Source organism: Stenotrophomonas sp. GD04054 (genome assembly GCF_029836955.1).
GTDB classification, from domain to species: Bacteria; Pseudomonadota; Gammaproteobacteria; order Xanthomonadales; family Xanthomonadaceae; genus Stenotrophomonas; species Stenotrophomonas maltophilia_A.
Genome location: NZ_JAOECR010000048.1, coordinates 1 through 18,195, shown reverse-complemented (window position 1 = coordinate 18,195; position 18,195 = coordinate 1). Strand labels below are relative to the sequence as shown.

The window sequence follows — 18,195 nt, the reverse complement described above, 5'->3', positions numbered from 1 at the left end:
CGGCATGCAACCGCAAGCGCTGAAGCACCTTGAAGGGCCCGCGACGCGGGTGATGGTGGTCGATGGGTCAAAGCTGGTCCGCAAACTGATCGCCGACGTCCTGCAGCGCGACCTGCCGGGCGTGGAAGTGATCGGCTGCGACAGCATCGAAGATGCGCAGCTGGCGCTGGCGCAGGGCCCGGTGGATCTGGTGACCACCTCGCTGACCCTGCGTGATGGCGACGGCCTGGCACTGGCGCGGATGGTCCGCGAAGCCGCAGGCCAGGCCTATGTGCCGGTGATCGTGGTCTCCGGCGATGCCCAGCAGCATCTGGAGCAGCGCCGCTTCACCGAGTACGTCACCGACTATTTCGACAAGGCGCTGGGCCACGAGGCACTGGCGACCTTCATCCGCGGCTACGTGCAGCCGCAGACCATTCCCGGCGCCACCATCCTCTATATCGAGGACAGCCGCGTGGTCGCCGAGGCTACCAAGCGCATGCTGGAACGCCAGCAGTTGAACGTGCTGCACGTGGTCAGCGCCGAAGAGGCGTTCACCCTGCTCACTGCCGAGTCGCTGGGCCGCAGTCGCCACCGCATCGACCTGGTGCTGACCGACGTCACCCTGAAGGGCGAACTGAGCGGTCGCGACGTGGTGCAGCGCGTGCGCGTGGACTTCGGCTACGGCAAGCGTCGCCTGCCGGTGCTGGTGATGACCGGCGATGGCAACCCGCACAACCAGACCGGGCTGCTGCAGTCCGGTGCCAACGACCTGGTGCTCAAGCCGATCGAAGAGCGCCTGCTGGTCACCAAGGTGCTGTTCCAGCTGCGCCTGGCCCGGTTGAACGATGGACCCCTGATTCGATGAAGTGGCGTGATGATTGATGAAGTAGCCGGCACCCCGACGATCCAGCTCGAGCCGAGCTGGAAGCAGCATGTCGGCGATTACCTGATGCAGCCGCAGATGCGCGAGCTGTCCAGCTTCCTGCGCCAGCGCAAGGCCAGCGGTGCGGCGGTGTTCCCGCCCGGCCCGCAGATCTTCGCTGCGTTCGATGCCACGCCGTTCGAGCAGGTGAAGGTGGTGATCCTCGGCCAGGACCCGTACCACGGCCGCGGTCAGGCGCATGGGCTGAGCTTCTCGGTGGCGCCCGGAGTGCCGGTGCCGCCGTCGCTGCTGAACATCTACAAGGAGATCGAGAGCGATCTCGGTATCCCGCGTCCGGACCATGGCTGCCTGATCCCGTGGGCGCAGCGCGGTGTGCTGCTGCTCAATGCCGTGCTGACGGTGGAAGAGGGCCAGGCCGGTGCCCACCAGGGGCGTGGCTGGGAAGGTTTCACCGACCACGTGGTGGATGTGCTCAACCGCGAACGCGACGGCCTGGTGTTCATGCTCTGGGGCGCGTACGCGCAGAAGAAGGGCAAGGTCATCGACACCCGCCGCCACCGTGTGCTGAAGTCGCCGCACCCGTCGCCGCTGTCGGCCCACCGCGGCTTCCTGGGCTGCCAGCATTTCTCGATGGCCAACGAGTACCTGCAGCGCCGCGGCCAGGCCCCGATCGACTGGTCGCTGCCGCCGCGTTCGGCGCTCTGAGCGGGCCGGGCAGTAGCCCGGCGCCGCCAGCGATGGATCAATGGCCCGCTGCTGGCGCGATATCCGCGCGCCGATAGTAGGCACGCGCGCCTTCGGCAATCACGCTGAGGGCTTGGACCGTGCCGTCGCCACCACGGTGGAACAGCAGCTCCGCACCTACGCTGCCGGCGAGGAAGCGAACAGGGGTCAGTGCCTGGAGCATGACGGCCTTGCCCCGTCCTGGAAGGCGCAGTTCCAGTCCCGCTTGGCCTGCCTGTACGTCCAACGTCGTGGCTTCGAACCAGTCAGCGAGACCGCCGCGGACGTCCATCGGCAGCGCGCCATCGAGTACGAAGTGGCCGCTGAAACCTGGGTAGCTGTCGCGCAGAAGCGCCGGGTCAAGCGTGCGGATGACTGGTTTGGCATTGTGGCCGAGTGCGTCGGAAAGGGCATTGCGGATTTCCCCGCGCAGTGCGGGGCCGTTGTCGCCATTGGTCAGGATGACGAATCCATCGCCGCTCTCCGGGTAGCCTTCGATGCCGGCGTGATAGCTGTCATTGCTGCCATTGTGGAAGAAGCGGCGACTGGCGCCGTTGCCGGCGAGCTCCGGTCCCAGGCCACGACCGGCCGGCGCCACTTCGCTGACCATCTGCAGGGCCAATGACTGCGGCAGCCATCCATCCTTGGTGCGGATGCTGCGCAGCAGGGCCGCGACGAACAGGCCCATGTCGTTGGCGCTGGTCCACAGCCCGGACGCCGCCTGTTCCGGAAAGCTCTGCCAGCCGCGTGGCAGGGCCTCCGGCAGGCCTTTGTTGTCGTGCGCATGGGCAACGTTGCCGTAGCCGGCAGGCAAGGGGCTCTGGTACGTGCTGCGGGACATGCCCAGTGGCGCGAACACCTCGCGACGTGCGACGTCGGCGAATGCTCTGCCCGTCAGGTCTTCGATCGCCAGCTGCACCACCGTGTAGCCGCCACCGGAATAGTCGACCTGCTGGCCGGGCGCGTGGATCAGGCGTATCGGTTCATTCTTTGCAGGCGCCAGTCCATCCAGTGTCTGCAGCAAGGTCGGCAAGCGTTCGGCGGGCTGGTAGTCCTGGAAGCCATGCACATTGAAGCCGGCGGTGTGCGAGAGCAGCATGCGCAGGTTGATCGGCGGGTGCAGTCCCTGCGCATCGGCAGGCACATGCCAGCGGCGCAGGCGTGGATCGATGTTCTCCTCCAGCGAGACCTTGCCGGCAGCAACCAGCTTCAGGGTGGTCGCCGCAGCGCCCATCTTGCTGACCGAGCCCACCGAGAACACGGTATCGGCATCCACCGCGTCGTGCGTGCCCGCCTGGCGCAGGCCGTATCCGGCGGCGTACACCACCTTGCCATCGCGGATCACCGCAACGGCGGCACCCGGCACCTTGTAATGGGCAAGGCGTTCCTCGATCGACCACTGCGGCAGCGCCGCGCCCAGCTGCGCGGTGCTGGGGCGCAGGCCATGGGCCATTGCCTGGGCAAAGCGCGCAGCGTCTTCTGCGCTGGCGTCAGTGGCCATCACGTGGAACGGGGTCAGGCAGACCAGCAGCGAACACAGCAACAGGCGGTTCATCATCGACATCCTTGCGGGAGTGGAAGAGGGTTGGGATCGGCGCAGGCGTTGCCACGCACGCCTGCCGCGTCCGATCGTTGCGGGTGGAACAGGTTGCCGCCGCAGCGCAGAAGGCGATGCGGCGGCGGAGTCAGCGTCGTTCGCGGCGGGCGCCCTGCGTCAGCAGGTAATCGCGTACGGCCGCGGTGCCGGCCTGGTTCAACGGTGTCCGCCAGCGGCCCAGCCAGCCGTCGGCTTCCACCCCCAGGTTGATATCGGCGCCGTGCGCGAGCAGGTACTGCACGGTGACCAGGTGCCCTTCGCGCGAGGCATTGATCAGCGGCGTCTCGTCATAGGTCACGACCCGGTTGACGTCTGCACCGGCCTGCACCAGCTGCTCGACGATGGGTTGCAGGCCCAGCGCGGAGGCGACGATCAACGGATTGCCTTCGCCCAGCGCAGCGCGATCAGGGTCGGCTCCCAGCTGCAGCAGGGCGTCGACCATCACCGGATCGCGTGCGCGGATGGCCTGGATCAGCGCCGTGCCATCGCCGAGCACGCGCGCATCGAGATCGACGCCCGCCACCGCCAACGCGTGGACCTGCGCGACGTCATGCGTGCTGGCGGCCTGGAGCAGAGTGTTGACGCGCGTATCGGAGGTGCTGGCAGCCGGCGATGGGGCGAGCCGTGGTGAGACAGCCACCGCGGTGCCGGCGCAGGCCAGTAGAAGCAGCAGGCCCAGCACCAGCAGGCTGTGGCGCCGGGGGGCGTGGGGCGTGGCGTCCACCAGCTGATCGATGCGCTGCGCCAGCTGGCTGCGTGCACTGAACATGCCCAGCGCCAGCGTGGGTGCCTCCTCGCGCAGGGCCTGCAGCTGTTCGACGCTGGCCAGCAGCGAACCTGCATAGTCCAGCGGTTCGCGTGCCTGCATCGCAGCGCGTGCATCACAGGCCATCTCGCGCAGTACCGCCAGGCGTGCCTGGGCAACGTGCAGCAGCGGGTTCCACCAGAACAGTGCTGTTCCCGCCCGCAGCAGCGTGCTTGTCCACAGGTCACGGCGCTGCAGGTGTGCAATCTCGTGGCGGACGATGTCGCGCAGCACGCTGTTGTCCAGGCGGGCCAGCAGCGGGCGCGGCAGCAGGATCGTCGGGCGCCACAGGCCGACGACCATCGGCCCGTCGACGGCGCAGGTGGCGATCGTCACGTGGTCGGGCACGATGTCGGCCAGGACCGCGCGCAGTCCGGCGGATGCCGGTTGCGCCAACCGCCGCAGCCGGCGTGCGTGCAGCAGCGCGTCCAGCAAGCGCATGCCCAGCCACAGGGTGCCCAGCAGCCACAGCATTGCAAGCAGTGTCGGCACGGTCTTCGGCAGTTCAACGTAATAGATGTCGGGCTGCCGTCCGGCTTCGAAGATGGCTTCTCCCGCCGTTGCGCCTTCGCCGGGCAGGGGGTGGAACGCGGCGGCGGGCGGTGCCGGTGCAGGCAGGGTGGTCGACCAGCCCGGCAGGAAGGCGCTGAGCGGCAACAGCAGGGCCGCTGCCATCGCGGCGGTCAGCAGCCAGGAACGCTGTTCGGCACTGAGGGCCCGCCGCCGTGCCAGCCACAGCGCGGGCAGCAGCACAACGGCAGACAACAGCAACTGCCGAAGGCCCAGTGCCATCGCCATGTCGATGAGGTTCATTCCTTCCTCCCGGCCCTGGCATCGCTGATGCGCTGCTGCAGTGCCTGCAGTTCGTTGCGGTCGATTTCGCGTTCGTCCACCAGGTGCTGTGCCAACACGTTCGGTGAGCCGTCGAAGAACTGATGCAGCAGATGGTCGAGCGCTTGCCGGCGGGCCTGCTCGCGGCTGAGCGTGGCGTGATAGATGTAGGCGCGACCTTCCTGGCGATGACTGACAAAGCCCTTCTTCGCCAGCACGTTGAACATGGTCAGCACCGTGGTGTACGCGACCGGCTTGTGTTCGCCGAGCACATCCGCCACATCGCGGACGGACGCTTCGCCCTTGTCCCAGAGGATGTCGAGGATGGCCTGCTCGGCGGGGGTGGGATTCTGCGAGACAGGGCGGGCCATGCGCTTCTACGTATGAATTAGTTGATGCATCGGAGCATGTCGCCGGATGGCTGTCAACGGGTTTCTTAGTAGTAAAGGTGCGGCCCTCAGCCTTCGGGCCTGAACACCCGGCAACGTCTTCTGGCCTGAATGGGCCTCAAGAACGGCCCGTTCAGCTCCGCTTGACCGGAATCGGCCGGTTTCCAGTAGGTAATTGCTTGAATTTCAAGGGATTGTGAATCCCGAAAAGCATGCTCGCCACTGTCATCAAATCGCGCTACGGTAGGGCTCTGTTTGGGACCAGTGTTGCATCAATGGGACGCTGGAACTTTTTCCTCCTTTAGCAGTCCAAATGCCGGACTGCTAAGATGGGTGCCTATGAGCCAGAACACCTCTACTGCCCTTGTGGCAAACAATCTCCCGATTCCCAGTGCGCTCGGTTCGCTGGACGCCTACATCGGTGCCGTGCACCAGATCCCGGTGCTGTCGGTCGATGACGAACAGGACCTGGCCCGTCGCTTCCGCGACGGCAACGATCTGGACGCCGCCCGCGAGCTGGTGCATTCGCACCTGCGCTTCGTGGTGCACGTGGCCCGCGGTTACAACGGCTACGGCCTTGCCCTGGGTGACCTGATCCAGGAAGGCAACATCGGCCTGATGAAGGCGGTCAAGCGCTTCGACCCGGACATGGGCGTGCGCCTGGTCTCCTTCGCCGTGCACTGGATCCGTGCCGAGATGCACGAGTTCATCCTGAAGAACTGGCGCATCGTGAAGGTCGCCACCACCAAGGCGCAGCGCAAGCTGTTCTTCAACCTGCGCAAGTCGAAGACGCGCCTGGGCTGGATGAACGCGGCTGAAGTGAGCGCGGTGGCCAAGGACCTGAACGTGTCCGAGCGCGAGGTCATGGAAATGGAGTCGCGCCTGTCAGGTCGCGATATCGGTTTCGATGCGCCGACCGATGAGGACAACGAGCACGCGCCGCCGTCGCCGGCCGCGTTCCTGGTCGCCAACGACGAAGACCCGTCGATGGCCTACGAACGTGCCGACAGCGAAGACAACCAGATGCAGCTGCTGCGCGAAGGCCTGGCCGAGCTGGATGCGCGCTCGCGCGACATCATCCGCCGCCGCTGGCTGGATGCGGACAGCAAGGTGACCCTGCAGGAACTGGCTGACGAATACGGCGTGTCGGCCGAGCGTATCCGCCAGGTTGAAGCGAACGCGCTGAAGAAGATGAAGGCGCTGTTCACCGCGTAAGGCATAGATCTTTGGTTCGGTTCCTTTTTCCGGCCCCCGTCCTGATGAAAAGCCCCGGCGTTGGTCGGGGCTTTTCGTTTGACCGGCATGGCTGTTGGTAATGCGGGCCGCTGATCGGTTGCCTCAGTAGTACCAGCCCATGGCGGGCAATCATGCGCTTCCAGTAGCCGTTCAATCCCTCGCGAGGTTTATAGCCGAGGGCCTGGTCCAATTCAGGATGGTCCCTCTGGCCTCAGTCCTGGAGTTGGACTCCGATGACTGCCTTCCTGTGCTATGAATGCCAAGCCTTGCTTCAAGGCTCTTTCATGGATTGGAATGATGCGTAGGTTCGGGGAACTGCAGGCGGTGTGTCGACCCGCTTCGGGGGATCTGAAGATCGAACTCGCAAGCTTGGTGCCATAGGCGCCTGGCTGTGCTGCGTGCTGCTGATGGGCCTTGGCCTGTCACCATCCGCAATCGCCCAGACAACGATCACATACATTCACACTGATGCCCTCGGCTCGGTTGTGGCCGAAAGCGATGCCAACGGCAACGTCATCAAGCGATATGACTACGAGCCCTACGGGGCCGTGGTAGGCGGTCAGGTCACGGATGGACCTGGGTACGCCGGACATGTGAGCGACTCGGCCACAGGGCTGAGCTACATGCAACAGCGCTACATGGATCCACAATTGGGTGTGTTTTTGTCGGTAGACCCAGTCACCGCTACATGGATCCACAATTGGGTGTGTTTTTGTCGGTAGACCCAGTCACCGCTCAGCAAATGCCAGTTGAGCAGTTCAATCGGTATCGATACGCGAACGGGAATCCGTACAGGTTCGTCGATGCGGATGGAAGGCAGGCCGCAGAGCGATTCGTTGAGCAGCATCGGAGGGATATTGCTGCCGGAAATGGCGCCGTATACGAGCCGATGAGACCGGCCGCAATCGCTGTTACAGCGGCAATGGCTGCCCCAGTGCTGATCGAAGCTGGCATGGTTGCAATGGCCAATCCAAGTGTCGTATCGGCAGCTACCAGTATCGCTGCTGATATCGCAGGAGTTACAGGTGCCGGTGGAGCAGGTGTGGCGGCATCCAAAGCTCTGAGTGCAGAAGGTCGGGCACTTTTGAATTCCCGGCCTGTGGGAAGTGCACTCAAAGCGGACGCTGGGCACAATTCAGCGACCTTTATGCGAGAGACCGCTGCAGAAGCAGGTGTTCATACTCCATTGACAGGAGGCGACGGCGTGGTTCGCACTCTGACTCAGCTCCCCGGTGAACTCAATGGAAAGGCCGGTCGTTTTGAATACATAGTAGACAAAGCTGGCGACTTGACCCATCAAAGATTTGTAGAAGGTGGCAGCATGAACGGAATACCAAACAAGAGATGAGTGTCTATATGAGAACGTATGATTGTATTCAACCCTACGGGCCCTGGAGTCAGACCGAGGTGGCGTGGGCAATGGGGCGCCATTTGATCGACTTTGAGGTGGTGAAACAATGCGAGTCCGGGCAGAAGGAGCTGAAGGGGGAATTCAATCTGAATTCCCTGATTCAAAGACTGGAAAGCGTTTCTCCTGAGGAACGCAACAGAGTAGCTACACAGCTGACGGTACTCGATGAAAATCTAAACGAAGATGAAGTCTCCAGAAGGTGGCTTGTTGCACTCCTCGCGGATCTTTATGCCAAGCGCGATGTGGTTGCTGATCCGCTCGGAGAGGTCGAGAAGATCTACGCTGATTTTGACTATCCGGAGTCTGTGGAAGGCTTTGTAAGGTACATGCCAGCTTCTGGTGGCTATGATCCCGCAGCGCATTCACATGAGCAGAACGTGGCGCGGCTCTTTGAGAACTGGAAAGCGTTTCTTGATTCCGCGAGATAGCGGATGAATTCCAGACAATCTCCCTCGCTTGGCGTGCGCCGCCTTGTCAGCGAGAGTACCGTCCTGGCTTTCCATGCCGAGGACGGTGAAGACATCCAGAATCCCTTATCTGGTCCATCGCAAGGGTGAAGCGCTCGAATCAACGTATTGCGACAGCCCTGCGCCGATACCTTCCGCCTGAATCCATCGACGGAAGGGCTGCAGAGGCTGGACATGGCGCCTCCCTCACCCCTCGCGTGCGATCGCGCGCCAGCCGATGTCGGTGCGGTGGAATTCGTTGGCCCAGGTTACCTTGGCCACGCCGGCATAGGCCTTTGCCTGCGCATCGCGCACGCTGTCGCCCAGCGCCGCCACGCACAGCACGCGGCCGCCGGCGCTGACCACCTGGCCCTGTGCATCCAATGCCGTACCGGCGTGGAATACCTTGGCAGTGGCCGGCACGTCGTCCAGGCCGGAAATCACGTCACCGGTGATCGGCGCTTCCGGGTACGGCCTGGCCGCCAGCACCACGCCCAGCGACGGGCGCACGTCCCACTGCGCTTCGACCTGGTCCAAGCGGCCATCGATGGCCGCTTCCACCAGCTCGACCAGGTCCGACTGCAGGCGCAGCATCACTGGCTGCGTTTCCGGGTCGCCAAAGCGCACGTTGAATTCGATCACCTTCGGCGCGCCGCTGGCATCGATCATCAGGCCCGCGTAGAGGAAGCCGGTGAACGGGATGCCGTCGGCGATCATGCCCTGCACGGTGGGGTTCACCACCTCGCGCATCACCCGTGCATGCACCTCCGGCGTCACCACCGGGGCCGGCGAATAGGCGCCCATGCCGCCGGTGTTCGGGCCGGTATCGCCGTCGCCGACGCGCTTGTGGTCCTGCGAGGTGGCCATCGGCAGCGCATGCACGCCGTCCACCATCGAAATGAAGCTGGCTTCCTCGCCGTCAAGGAATTCCTCGATCACCACGCGCGCACCGGCATCGCCGAACGCGTTGCCCGAGAGCATGTCACGCACCGCGTCCTCGGCTTCGGCCAGGGTCATCGCCACGATCACGCCCTTGCCGGCGGCCAGGCCATCGGCCTTGACCACGATCGGCGCGCCCTTCTCGCGGATGTAGGCCAGGGCGGCGTCCACGTCGGTGTGCACGGCGTAGAACGCGGTGGGGATGTTGTGGCGGGCCAGGAAGTCCTTGGCGTAGGCCTTGCTGCCTTCCAGCTGCGCGGCGGCGGCGGTCGGCCCGAAGATGCGCAGGCCGGCGGCGCGGAAGCGGTCTACCACGCCAGCCACCAGCGGTACTTCAGGGCCGACCACGGTCAGCGCCACGCCTTCGGCCTGTGCCAGCGCCAGCAGGCCGTCGATATCGGTAACCTTGACCGCCACGTTGCGGCACTTGTCTTCGCTGGCGGTGCCGGCGTTGCCGGGCGCCACGATCACTTCGGTGACACGGGAGGACTGGGCCAGCTTCCATGCCAGGGCGTGTTCGCGGCCGCCAGAGCCGATGACGAGGATCTTCATGGGACAGGGTTCTCGGGTACGGAAGAGAAAAGCCGGGCAGGGCCCGGCTTCGTGATGCGGATCAGTGGCGGAAGTGGCGCACGCCGGTGAACACCATCGCCAGGCCATGTTCGTCGGCGGCGGCGATCACTTCGGCATCGCGCATCGAACCGCCCGGCTGGATGACCGCCTTGATGCCGGCGGCGGCAGCGGCATCGATGCCGTCGCGGAACGGGAAGAACGCGTCGGAGGCCATCACCGAGCCCTCGACCACCAGGTTCGCATCGGCGGCCTTGATGCCAGCGATGCGGGCCGAGTACACGCGGCTCATCTGGCCGGCGCCGACACCGATGGTGCGGTTGTCCTTGGCATAGACGATCGCGTTGGATTTCACGAACTTGGCCACCTTCCAGGCGAACAGCAGGTCGGTGAACTGCTTGTCGGTCGGCGCCAGCTTGCTGACCACCTTCAGTTCGTCGCGGGTCATGCCGCGGTTGTCCGAGGACTGCAGCAGCAGGCCCGAGCCGACGCGCTTGCTGTCGAAGTTGTTCAGGCCATCGCCGTGCGGGATGCGCAGCACGCGCACGTTGGCCTTTTTCTGTGCGTATTCCAGCGCGGCCGGCTCGTAGTCCGGGGCAATCAGCACTTCCACGAACTGGCGGTCCAGGATCACCTTGGCAGTGGCGGCGTCCAGCGGCTTGTTGAAGGCGATGATGCCGCCGAAGGCGCTGGTCGGGTCGGTGGCGTAGGCCAGCTCGTAGGCGTCGCCGTTGCCGGCACCGACGGCCACGCCGCACGGGTTGGCGTGCTTGACGATGACGCAGGCCGGTGCATCGAACTGGCGCACGCATTCCCACGCCGCGTCGGCATCGGCCAGGTTGTTGTAGCTCAGTTCCTTGCCCTGCAGCTGCTGGAAGGTCGCCAGCGTGCCCGGCACCGGGTACAGGTCGCGGTAGAACGCGCCGCTCTGGTGCGGGTTCTCGCCGTAGCGCAGGTCCATCACCTTCACGAAGGTGGAGTTCATCTGCGCCGGGTACTCGGCACGTGCCGGTACGGCGGCGTCGGTGGCGGTGACCGCCGACAGGTAGTTGCTGATCGCGGCGTCGTACTGGGCGACGCGGTTGAACGCGGCCACCGAGAACGCGAAGCGGGTGGCGGCCGACAGCTGGCCGTCGTTGGCGTCCAGCGAGGCCAGCAGCTCGGCGTACTGCGACGGGTCGGTGGCCACCGCCACGCGGGCGAAGTTCTTGGCTGCCGAACGCAGCATCGCCGGGCCGCCAATGTCGATGTTCTCGACCGCGTCGGCGAGGGTGCAGTCGGCCTTGGCGGTGACCGATTCGAACGGGTACAGGTTCAGCACCAGCAGGTCGATGGCGCCGATGCCGTGCTCGGCCATCACCGCATCATCCAGGCCGGAACGGCCCAGCAGGCCGCCGTGTACCATCGGGTGCAGGGTCTTGACCCGGCCGTCCATCATCTCCGGGAAACCGGTGACGTCGGCGACGTCCTTCACGGCCAGGCCCATGTCGCGAATGGCTTTTGCGGTGCCGCCGGTGGACAGCAGTTCCACGCCACGTGCGGCCAGCGCAGTGGCCAGCTCGACCAGGCCGGTCTTGTCGGAAACGGAGAGGAGGGCCCGGCGGACGGGCAACAGATCGGCAGTCATGGGACAGAATCGGCAGCGGAGCGGGGCCGATATTGTAGGCGGTGGGGGCCGGTGGCGGGTGCCGCAGGAGCAGATTCGCCGCGTTCAAGGCCGGCTTGACCGTGATGGGCACGATTGGCGGGCTTGTCAGCCATCGCCGGGCACGGCACGGTGCCGCCTGTCCCCCGTGTGCAGGATGCCGCCCCATGACCGTCGCCAAGCGCCTGCAGGCCGCCCTCGATGCCGAAGGGGCGCTGCTGTTCCTGGCCCGCTATGTGCGCCACGCGCGTTGTGGCCAGGCCGCGGCCTGGTGCGCCTCGGCCGATGTACCGAGGCTGCAGGCTGAAGCCGCCGAGCGCTGGGGTGAGCAGGCCGAGATCCTGTCCTGGGACGTGCAGCGCCGTGAACGCCGGCGCTGGCGGCGGCTGGAGTTCAAGGTCTACCTGGACGACGACAAGTGATGGTATGGCGATGCCATCGCGCCCTACCGGCGCGCACCGAGCGTGGCCGAACTGCTGCAGGTGATGCATGCGCAGTACTGGCTGGACCCGTTCGAGCTGTATCTGTACGCCGATGGCCTGGATGAGGGCGCCATCGTGCTGCCCGCCGGCGGCATCATCCACTTCCAGCGCTCGCCCGGCGGTGTGTACCGGCTGCTGGCGCTGCAGGCGGGGTTCGCCGATGCTGGGGCGCGGGAGCGGGCCGTGCAGGCGGTGCGCAATGCCATGCAGCGCAGCCATGACGCGGTCTGGTTGCGCCGCCATATCGATCCGCAGCTGCCATGGCAGGACTGGCTGGGCCCGGCGGAACTTGCCGGTACCCGTATTTGATGGGGTAGGCTGTGGCCGCACTGCCAAGGACCAGCGGATACAGATCGTGTCGATCTATGCACTGAAAGGACGTTTCCAGGACCTGTTGCGTCCGGCCGTACGCGGCCTGTACCGCATGGGGATCACCGCCAACGCGGTGACCGTGGCCGCCGCCGTGGTTTCGCTGCTGGTGGCCGTTGCCGTGTGGTGCTGCGCGCCTGCCCAGCCCCTGCTGTACCTGCTGCTGCCGCTGTGGATGCTGCTGCGCATGGCGCTCAACGCGGTGGATGGCATGCTGGCCCGCGAGTTCGGCCAGCAGTCGCGGCTGGGCGCCTATCTGAACGAGCTGTGCGATGTGATTGCCGATGCGGCGCTGTACCTGAGCCTGCTCAGCGTGCCTGGGGTACGCCCGGAAACGCTGTGGCTGCTGGCCTGGACCGCGGCACTGAGTGAGTACGCCGGGGTGCTGGGGCTGATGGTCGGTGCCAGCCGCCGCTACGACGGCCCGATGGGCAAGAGCGACCGCGCGTTCGTGATCGGTGCGCTGGGCCTGCTGCTGGCGTGTGAGTGGGTTGGCGCGATGACGGTCACTGGCGTGGCCGCGGCCATGGCGGTGCTGTGCATGCTGACCATGATCAATCGCGTCCGTCGCGGACTGCGGGAAGCGGCGGTTTCGCCGAACTAATCAAGCAGATACAAGAAGACAATCAGGAGATTGCATGCGTCAGGCGCAGGAACGGGAATTCCACAGCTTCGACCAGGTACCGCTGTTCTACCGGTACTGGGCGGGCACCACTGCAACGCCGGCCACCAAGGCCATCGTGCTGCTGCACCGCGGCCACGAGCACTCCGGGCGGGTCACCCACCTGGTCGATGAGCTGGACCTGCCCGACACCGCCTTCTTCGCCTGGGATGCGCGCGGCAATGGCCGTTCGCCGGGTACGCGTGGCGATGCACCGGGCTTCCCGGCGCTGGTGCGTGACCTCGACAGCTTCATCGCCCACATCGGTGCCGAGCATGGTATCGCGGTGCAGGACATCGTGGTGATCGCACAGAGCGTGGGGGCGGTGGTCGCCGCCACCTGGGCGCACGACTATGCACCACGCCTGCGCGCGCTGGTGATGGCTTCGCCGGCGTTCAAGGTGAAGCTGTACGTGCCGTTCGCACGCCCGGGCCTGGCCTTGATGCAGAAGCTGCGCGGCAATTTCTTCGTCAACAGCTACGTCAAGCCGCAGTGGCTGACCCACGATCCGGCGCGGGTGGAAAGCTACCGCACCGATCCGCTGATCACCCGGCCGATCTCGGTGCGCGTGTTGCTGGGCCTGTACGAAGCGGCCGACCGCATCGTGGCCGATGCGCAGGCGATCAGCGTACCGGTGCAGCTGCTGGTGTCCGGCTCGGATTTCGTGGTGCACCGTGGCCCGCAGGACCGCTTCTACGAGCGCCTGTCCAGCCCGATCAAGGAGCGCGTGCATCTGCCGGGCTTCTTCCACGACACGCTGGGCGAGCGCGATCGGGCGCCGGCGCTGGCGCGTATCCGCAGTTTCATCCAGGCACGTTTCGCCGAGCCGCTGCGCGAACTGTCGCGGCGCGATGCGCACCGCCATGGGCCGACTTTCGAAGAATCGGAGATCCTGGCCTGGCCGCCAGAGCGCAACAGCCTGCCCGACCTGCGCTGGCGCGTGGTGCGCGGTGGACTGCGCTTCGGTGGCACGCTGTCTGAAGGCATCGCGCTGGGCCTACAGACCGGTTTCGATTCGGGCAGCACGCTCGACTACATCTATCGCGACGAAGCGCGCGGCAAGGGCCCGCTGGGGCGCATGATCGACCGCAACTACCTGGACGCGATCGGCTGGCGCGGCATCCGCGTGCGTGGCAAGCACCTGCAGGAGCTGCTGCGCGATGCCGCCCAGCGCCTGCGCGGGCAGGGCACGCCGGTGCGCGTGCTGGACGTGGCCGCCGGCCATGGCCGCTACGTGCTGGAAGCGCTGGGCCAGGGCGAACAGCGCGCCGAGCGCATCGTGCTGCGCGACTTCAGTGATCTGAACGTCACCCAGGGTCAGGCCTTGATCGAGCGCCTGGGGGCGGCCGACATCGCGCGCTTCGAGCAGGGTGATGCGTTCGACCCGGCACAGCTGGCCAAGGTCGATCCAGCACCGACGCTGGCCGTGGTATCGGGCCTGTACGAACTGTTCCCCGACAACGATGCGGTGCTGCGCTCGCTGCAGGGCATTGCTGCGACGGTGCCGGCGGGCGGCTACCTGGCCTATACCGGCCAGCCGTGGCACCCGCAGCTGGAGTTCATCGCACGCGCACTGACCAGCCACCGTGGCGGCGCCGCGTGGGTAATGCGCCGCCGTACCCAGCAGGAAATGGACGAGCTGGTGCGCCTGGCCGGGTTCGAGAAGGTGGCGCAGCGTATCGACGACTTCGGCATCTTCACGGTGTCGCTGGCGCGCCGGACCGCGTGATGGCGACGCTCGCCGCATCCCCGCTGGCCGCAGAGGGGCGCCCCTGGCGGCGCGCCCTGTTGTGGCTGGCCCTGCTGGGCCCATTCTTCTTCGCCAGCTATGGCTTCGCCAACTGGATGGCCGGCCGCCATGCCGAACTGCCGGTGATGGCGTTCGGATGGGAAACGCAGATTCCGTTCGTACCGTGGACGATCGTGCCGTACTGGTCGATCGATCTGTTCTATGCGGTTTCCTTCTTCCTGTGCCGGCAACGGTTGGAGCTGGACCGGCATGCGTTGCGGTTGTTCAGTGCACAGTTGATCGCGGTGACCTGCTTCCTGTTGTGGCCACTGCGCTTCAGTTTCGAGCGGCCGGAGATCGGCGGTGTGTTCGGTTGGTTGTTCGATGTGCTGCTGGGCTTCGACAAGCCGTTCAACCAGGCGCCATCACTGCACATCGTGTTGCTGATCGTGCTGTGGGTGAAATTCGCGCAGTACCTGCATGGGGTGTGGCGTTGGGTACTGCATGTGTGGGCGCTGCTGATCGGCGTCTCGGTGCTGACCACATTCCAGCATCATTTCATCGATATCCCGACCGGCCTGCTGGCCGGTTGGCTGTGCGTCTGGCTGTGGCCGGAGCAGGGCACGCCACCCTTGCGTGCCTGGCGCACCGCGCGTGACGCCAGACGTTGGCGCCTGGCAGCGCTGTACCTGCTGGGGGCCGCTGCATTGCTGGTGCCGGTGGTGCTTCTGCGTGGCGCGGCGTTGTGGCTGCTGTGGCCGGTGGTATCGCTGCTGCTGGTGGCGCTGGCCTATGCCGGGCTGGGTACGGCGGTGTTCCAGAAGCGCGCCGATGGACGTCTGGCAATGGCGGCACGCTGGCTGCTGGCGCCGTACCTGGGCGCAGCCTGGATCAATTCGCGGCTGTGGACGCGGCGTGCGCCGCAGCCGGTGCCGGTGATGGACGGTGTATGGCTGGGGCGTGTTCCCTGCGCTGCATTGCCGGCACCCTTGGTCGGCGTGGTCGATGCCTGTGCCGAACTGTCCTGTCGTGCACCGGGCGCGGCGTATGCCAGCGTGCCGATGCTGGACCTGGTGGTGCCCACGCCAGAACAGCTGCGCGATGCGGCCGAGGCGATCGAGCGGCTGCGCGCGCACGGACCGCTGCTGGTGTGTTGCGCGCTGGGCTATTCGCGCAGTGCTGCCAGTGTGGCGGCCTGGCTGCTGCGCAGTGGTCGTGCCACCGATACCGATGCCGCGGTGGCGATCGTGCGCACGGCACGTCCGGGCGTCGTGCTGGGCGCGGCGCATCTGCATGCCATCACTGCTGCAGCGGGAGTACGCACGTGAGTACGGTTCCCGATCTGGCGACCATGCAGCTGCTGCTGCGGCAGGGCCGTTGGCCGGCGGGCCTGTCGCTGGGCCTGCTGCTGGTGGCGCTGCTGCTGCTCGGCACCGAACCGGGCCTGGCGATGATTGCCGCCGGCCTGTTGCTGCTCAGTGTTGCCGCGGGCATCGCACAGATCTACCACGCGTGGCGGGTGGCGCTGGATGCCAGCCTGCTGCAGCTGCTGCGCGATGAAGGCCTGGAGGGTGACGCTGCCGCGCGCCGCACCGACCAGCTGCTGCACGCCAGTGGCCTGCGCCGCATGCAGCCCGACGCGCCGCTGCGCGGCTGGGATGCGCGCTGGGCCGGCATGCGTCGCCTGCTGCTGCGCCAGTACCTGCTGACCGCAGTGCAGTTCGCACTGCTGGTGCTGGCCGTGTTGTGGCCGCAGACGTGAACGGGAGGGACCGATGTTCGCTGAATTGATTGCGCGCGCCTGCAGTGGCGCGATCCATGTAGTGACCGGCGCCCGCGCGCTGTGGATCGGCTGTGCGCCGTCCAGCGAACGGCGCGTGTATTACGGCAACCACGCCAGCCATGGTGACTTCGTGCTGATCTGGTCGTCGATGCCACCGACACTGCGGCGCCAGGTGCGCCCGGTGGCCGCGGCCGAATACTGGCAGCGCGATGGCCTGCGTCGCTACCTGATCGATGCGGTGTTCAATGGCGTGCTGGTCGAGCGCGAGGCCGGCCATCGCCAGCAGGATCCACTGCAGGCCCTGCGTGACGCGGTGGACGAAGACTGCTCGCTGATCCTGTTTCCGGAAGGTACCCGCAACGTGGGCGAAGAGCCGCTGCTGCCGTTCAAGAGCGGCATCTATCACCTGGCACGGCAACGCCCGGAGCTGGAATTCGTACCGGTGTGGATCGACAACCTGAAGCGGGTGATGCCCAAGGGCCGGTTCCTGCCGCTGCCGCTGCTGTGCACGGCCACCTTCGGTACGCCGCTGCGGCTGCAGGCCGACGAGGACAAGGCCGCCTTCCTGGCCCGCAGCCGGCAGGCGCTGCTGGACCTGGCGCCGAACGGGGGCAGGGCATGAGCTTCCTGATCGATGTGTCCGGCGACCTGGCCACGCAGAGTGTCGGCCAGCAGACCGGCCTGCTGTTTGCTGGCGTGGGTGCGGTGCTGGTGCTGGCCACGCTGGTGGCCGAGACATTGCGCTGGCGCCAGCGTGGGCAGCCCAGCGCGGTGATCGCCAACCTGGTCTCGCGCATCCGCGCGTGGTGGGTGATGGCGATCGTGGTCGGGCTGGCGCTGTTCTTCGGTCGTGCCGGGGTGATCGTGCTGTTCGCGATCATCTCGCTGTTCGCACTGCGCGAGTTCATCACCCTGGCGCCGACCCGCTCGGGCGACTACTACGCCCTGCTGGCCGCGTTCTACATCGTGCTGCCGTGGCAGTACTACCTGGTCTGGATCGACTGGTACGGCATGTACACGCTGCTGATTCCGGTCTATGCGTTCCTGTTCCTGCCGATCCTGTCGACCATTGGCGGTGATACCACGCACTACCTGGAGCGGACCGCGAAGGTGCAGTGGGGGTTGATGATCTGCGTGTTCTGCATCTCGCATGTGCCGCTGCTGCTGAACCTGCACGTGCCCGGCCATGACCCGTCGCGCAACGTGCTGCTGTTCGCCTTCCTGGTGATCGTGGTGCAGTCTTCGGACGTGCTGCAGTACATCTGGGGCAAGCTGCTGGGCAGGCATCTGATTGCGCCGAAGCTGTCGCCGTCGAAGACGGTGGAGGGCTTCGTGGGCGGTGTGCTGAGTGCCAGTGCGCTGGGTGCGGCACTATGGTGGATCACCCCGTTCACGCCGCTGCAGGCGTTCGGCCTGTCGCTGCTGATCAACCTGATGGGGTTCTGGGGCGGCCTGGTGATGTCGGCGATCAAGCGCGATCGTGGCATCAAGGACTGGGGCCACATGATCGAGGGCCATGGCGGCATGCTCGACCGGCTGGACTCGGTGTGCTTCGCCGCGCCGGTGTTCTTCCATGTGGTGCGGTACTACTGGAAGGCGGGCGGCGGCGGTTGATTCTGCCGGCTTCCATCCACGCATGGCGTGGATCTACTGGCGGGCGGGGGCGGTTTACTCTGCCGGGCTTTCATCCACGCATGGCGTGGATCTACCGGTA

The 18,195-nt window shown here is 66.0% G+C and carries 19 protein-coding genes; 14 read left to right on the top strand and 5 right to left on the bottom strand.

Translation table 11 applies throughout. The features are described 5' to 3' along the window. Nucleotides 1–4 precede the first annotated feature (4 nt). Nucleotides 5–847, top strand: coding sequence for a response regulator (locus N7573_RS17995; RefSeq protein ID WP_032129540.1), 843 nt, complete (start codon nt 5–7; stop codon nt 845–847). Between the two features lie 9 nt (nt 848–856). Continuing rightward, nucleotides 857–1,570, top strand: a complete 714-nt coding sequence (gene ung / locus N7573_RS17990) for a uracil-DNA glycosylase (RefSeq protein WP_049400766.1) — start codon at nt 857–859, stop codon at nt 1,568–1,570. A gap of 37 nt (nt 1,571–1,607) precedes the next feature. Here ung and N7573_RS17985 read toward each other — a convergent pair whose 3' ends face one another. The 3 genes from N7573_RS17985 to N7573_RS17975 all read right to left on the bottom strand — a co-directional run bounded on the left by N7573_RS17985 (nt 1,608) and on the right by N7573_RS17975 (nt 5,192). Continuing rightward, nucleotides 1,608–3,143 (bottom strand): serine hydrolase domain-containing protein, encoded by a 1,536-nt coding sequence (locus N7573_RS17985; RefSeq protein WP_223276861.1) that lies wholly within the window; start codon nt 3,141–3,143, stop codon nt 1,608–1,610. 130 nt (nt 3,144–3,273) lie between these two features. Beyond that, nucleotides 3,274–4,803: a M56 family metallopeptidase gene (locus N7573_RS17980; protein ID WP_279912954.1), complete on the bottom strand. Its 1,530-nt coding sequence runs from the start codon at nt 4,801–4,803 to the stop codon at nt 3,274–3,276. Continuing rightward, complete coding sequence (locus N7573_RS17975) at nt 4,800–5,192, bottom strand: BlaI/MecI/CopY family transcriptional regulator (RefSeq protein WP_032129544.1); 393 nt, start codon at nt 5,190–5,192, stop codon at nt 4,800–4,802. Before N7573_RS17975 ends, N7573_RS17980 begins: the two co-directional genes overlap by 4 nt. A 357-nt stretch (nt 5,193–5,549) precedes the next feature. Between N7573_RS17975 and rpoH the strand changes: the two genes are divergently transcribed. From rpoH to N7573_RS17955, 4 genes are all read left to right on the top strand, one after another. Next, entirely contained in the window at nt 5,550–6,425 is an 876-nt protein-coding gene (gene rpoH, locus N7573_RS17970; protein WP_006473441.1) for an RNA polymerase sigma factor RpoH, read from the top strand. A gap of 428 nt (nt 6,426–6,853) precedes the next feature. Beyond that, nucleotides 6,854–7,168 carry an RHS repeat-associated core domain-containing protein gene (locus N7573_RS17965; protein WP_279912963.1) on the top strand — a complete coding sequence of 105 codons (315 nt, stop codon included), beginning with the start codon at nt 6,854–6,856 and terminating at the stop codon, nt 7,166–7,168. Further along, entirely contained in the window at nt 7,135–7,794 is a 660-nt protein-coding gene (locus tag N7573_RS17960; RefSeq protein ID WP_279912955.1) for an RHS repeat-associated core domain-containing protein, read from the top strand. Before N7573_RS17965 ends, N7573_RS17960 begins: the two co-directional genes overlap by 34 nt. Further along, nucleotides 7,791–8,285, top strand: coding sequence for a DUF2247 family protein (locus tag N7573_RS17955; RefSeq protein ID WP_279912956.1), 495 nt, complete (start codon nt 7,791–7,793; stop codon nt 8,283–8,285). The genes N7573_RS17960 and N7573_RS17955 overlap by 4 nt, the downstream gene beginning before the upstream one ends. A gap of 225 nt (nt 8,286–8,510) precedes the next feature. Here N7573_RS17955 and purD read toward each other — a convergent pair whose 3' ends face one another. Together purD and purH are read right to left on the bottom strand one after the other, a co-directional pair. After that, on the bottom strand, nt 8,511–9,794 hold the full coding sequence (gene purD / locus N7573_RS17950) for a phosphoribosylamine--glycine ligase (protein WP_279912957.1): 1,284 nt from the start codon (nt 9,792–9,794) through the stop codon (nt 8,511–8,513). A gap of 61 nt (nt 9,795–9,855) precedes the next feature. After that, nucleotides 9,856–11,439: a bifunctional phosphoribosylaminoimidazolecarboxamide formyltransferase/IMP cyclohydrolase gene (purH, locus tag N7573_RS17945; protein WP_032129548.1), complete on the bottom strand. Its 1,584-nt coding sequence runs from the start codon at nt 11,437–11,439 to the stop codon at nt 9,856–9,858. Nucleotides 11,440–11,624: 185 nt separating this feature from the next. On the opposite strand from purH, the gene N7573_RS17940 reads away from it, so the two are divergent. Genes N7573_RS17940 through N7573_RS17905 form a run of 8 tightly spaced genes read left to right on the top strand, consistent with a single transcriptional unit; the run spans nt 11,625 to nt 18,095 of the window. Further along, nucleotides 11,625–11,879, top strand: a complete 255-nt coding sequence (locus tag N7573_RS17940; RefSeq protein WP_279912958.1) for a hypothetical protein — start codon at nt 11,625–11,627, stop codon at nt 11,877–11,879. Between the two features lie 42 nt (nt 11,880–11,921). Beyond that, nucleotides 11,922–12,248: a hypothetical protein gene (locus N7573_RS17935; protein ID WP_279912959.1), complete on the top strand. Its 327-nt coding sequence runs from the start codon at nt 11,922–11,924 to the stop codon at nt 12,246–12,248. Between the two features lie 43 nt (nt 12,249–12,291). Next, nucleotides 12,292–12,912, top strand: coding sequence for a CDP-alcohol phosphatidyltransferase family protein (locus N7573_RS17930; RefSeq protein ID WP_197611102.1), 621 nt, complete (start codon nt 12,292–12,294; stop codon nt 12,910–12,912). 34 nt (nt 12,913–12,946) lie between these two features. Next, a complete protein-coding gene (locus tag N7573_RS17925) occupies nt 12,947–14,698 on the top strand; it encodes a bifunctional alpha/beta hydrolase/class I SAM-dependent methyltransferase (protein ID WP_279912960.1) in 1,752 nt (583 codons plus the stop codon). A 23-nt stretch (nt 14,699–14,721) separates the two neighbouring features. Beyond that, nucleotides 14,722–16,026 (top strand): phosphatase PAP2/dual specificity phosphatase family protein, encoded by a 1,305-nt coding sequence (locus N7573_RS17920; RefSeq protein WP_279912965.1) that lies wholly within the window; start codon nt 14,722–14,724, stop codon nt 16,024–16,026. Then, on the top strand, nt 16,023–16,460 hold the full coding sequence (locus N7573_RS17915) for a hypothetical protein (protein WP_279912961.1): 438 nt from the start codon (nt 16,023–16,025) through the stop codon (nt 16,458–16,460). The genes N7573_RS17920 and N7573_RS17915 overlap by 4 nt, the downstream gene beginning before the upstream one ends. A 13-nt stretch (nt 16,461–16,473) precedes the next feature. After that, the gene (locus N7573_RS17910) at nt 16,474–17,103 is read left to right on the top strand and encodes a lysophospholipid acyltransferase family protein (protein ID WP_279912962.1); all 630 of its coding nucleotides are present in this window, start codon (nt 16,474–16,476) and stop codon (nt 17,101–17,103) included. Then, nucleotides 17,100–18,095 (top strand): phosphatidate cytidylyltransferase, encoded by a 996-nt coding sequence (locus N7573_RS17905; RefSeq protein ID WP_032129555.1) that lies wholly within the window; start codon nt 17,100–17,102, stop codon nt 18,093–18,095. The genes N7573_RS17910 and N7573_RS17905 overlap by 4 nt, the downstream gene beginning before the upstream one ends. Nucleotides 18,096–18,195 lie beyond the last annotated feature (100 nt).

Bases quoted from the DNA above. Each gene is read 5' to 3' on its own strand.
- N7573_RS17955 (WP_279912956.1), top strand. From the start codon at position 7,791: ATGAGTGTCTATATGAGAACGTATGATTGTATTCAACCCTACGGGCCC.
- N7573_RS17965 (WP_279912963.1), top strand. From the start codon at position 6,854: ATGGGCCTTGGCCTGTCACCATCCGCAATCGCCCAGACAACGATCACA.
- purH (WP_032129548.1), bottom strand. From the start codon at position 11,439: ATGACTGCCGATCTGTTGCCCGTCCGCCGGGCCCTCCTCTCCGTTTCC.
- N7573_RS17925 (WP_279912960.1), top strand. From the start codon at position 12,947: ATGCGTCAGGCGCAGGAACGGGAATTCCACAGCTTCGACCAGGTACCG.
- N7573_RS17975 (WP_032129544.1), bottom strand. From the start codon at position 5,192: ATGGCCCGCCCTGTCTCGCAGAATCCCACCCCCGCCGAGCAGGCCATC.
- N7573_RS17940 (WP_279912958.1), top strand. From the start codon at position 11,625: ATGACCGTCGCCAAGCGCCTGCAGGCCGCCCTCGATGCCGAAGGGGCG.
- N7573_RS17980 (WP_279912954.1), bottom strand. From the start codon at position 4,803: ATGAACCTCATCGACATGGCGATGGCACTGGGCCTTCGGCAGTTGCTG.
- N7573_RS17905 (WP_032129555.1), top strand. From the start codon at position 17,100: ATGAGCTTCCTGATCGATGTGTCCGGCGACCTGGCCACGCAGAGTGTC.
- N7573_RS17995 (WP_032129540.1), top strand. From the start codon at position 5: ATGCAACCGCAAGCGCTGAAGCACCTTGAAGGGCCCGCGACGCGGGTG.
- purD (WP_279912957.1), bottom strand. From the start codon at position 9,794: ATGAAGATCCTCGTCATCGGCTCTGGCGGCCGCGAACACGCCCTGGCA.
- N7573_RS17960 (WP_279912955.1), top strand. From the start codon at position 7,135: ATGGATCCACAATTGGGTGTGTTTTTGTCGGTAGACCCAGTCACCGCT.
- ung (WP_049400766.1), top strand. From the start codon at position 857: ATGATTGATGAAGTAGCCGGCACCCCGACGATCCAGCTCGAGCCGAGC.
- N7573_RS17910 (WP_279912962.1), top strand. From the start codon at position 16,474: ATGTTCGCTGAATTGATTGCGCGCGCCTGCAGTGGCGCGATCCATGTA.
- rpoH (WP_006473441.1), top strand. From the start codon at position 5,550: ATGAGCCAGAACACCTCTACTGCCCTTGTGGCAAACAATCTCCCGATT.
- N7573_RS17985 (WP_223276861.1), bottom strand. From the start codon at position 3,143: ATGAACCGCCTGTTGCTGTGTTCGCTGCTGGTCTGCCTGACCCCGTTC.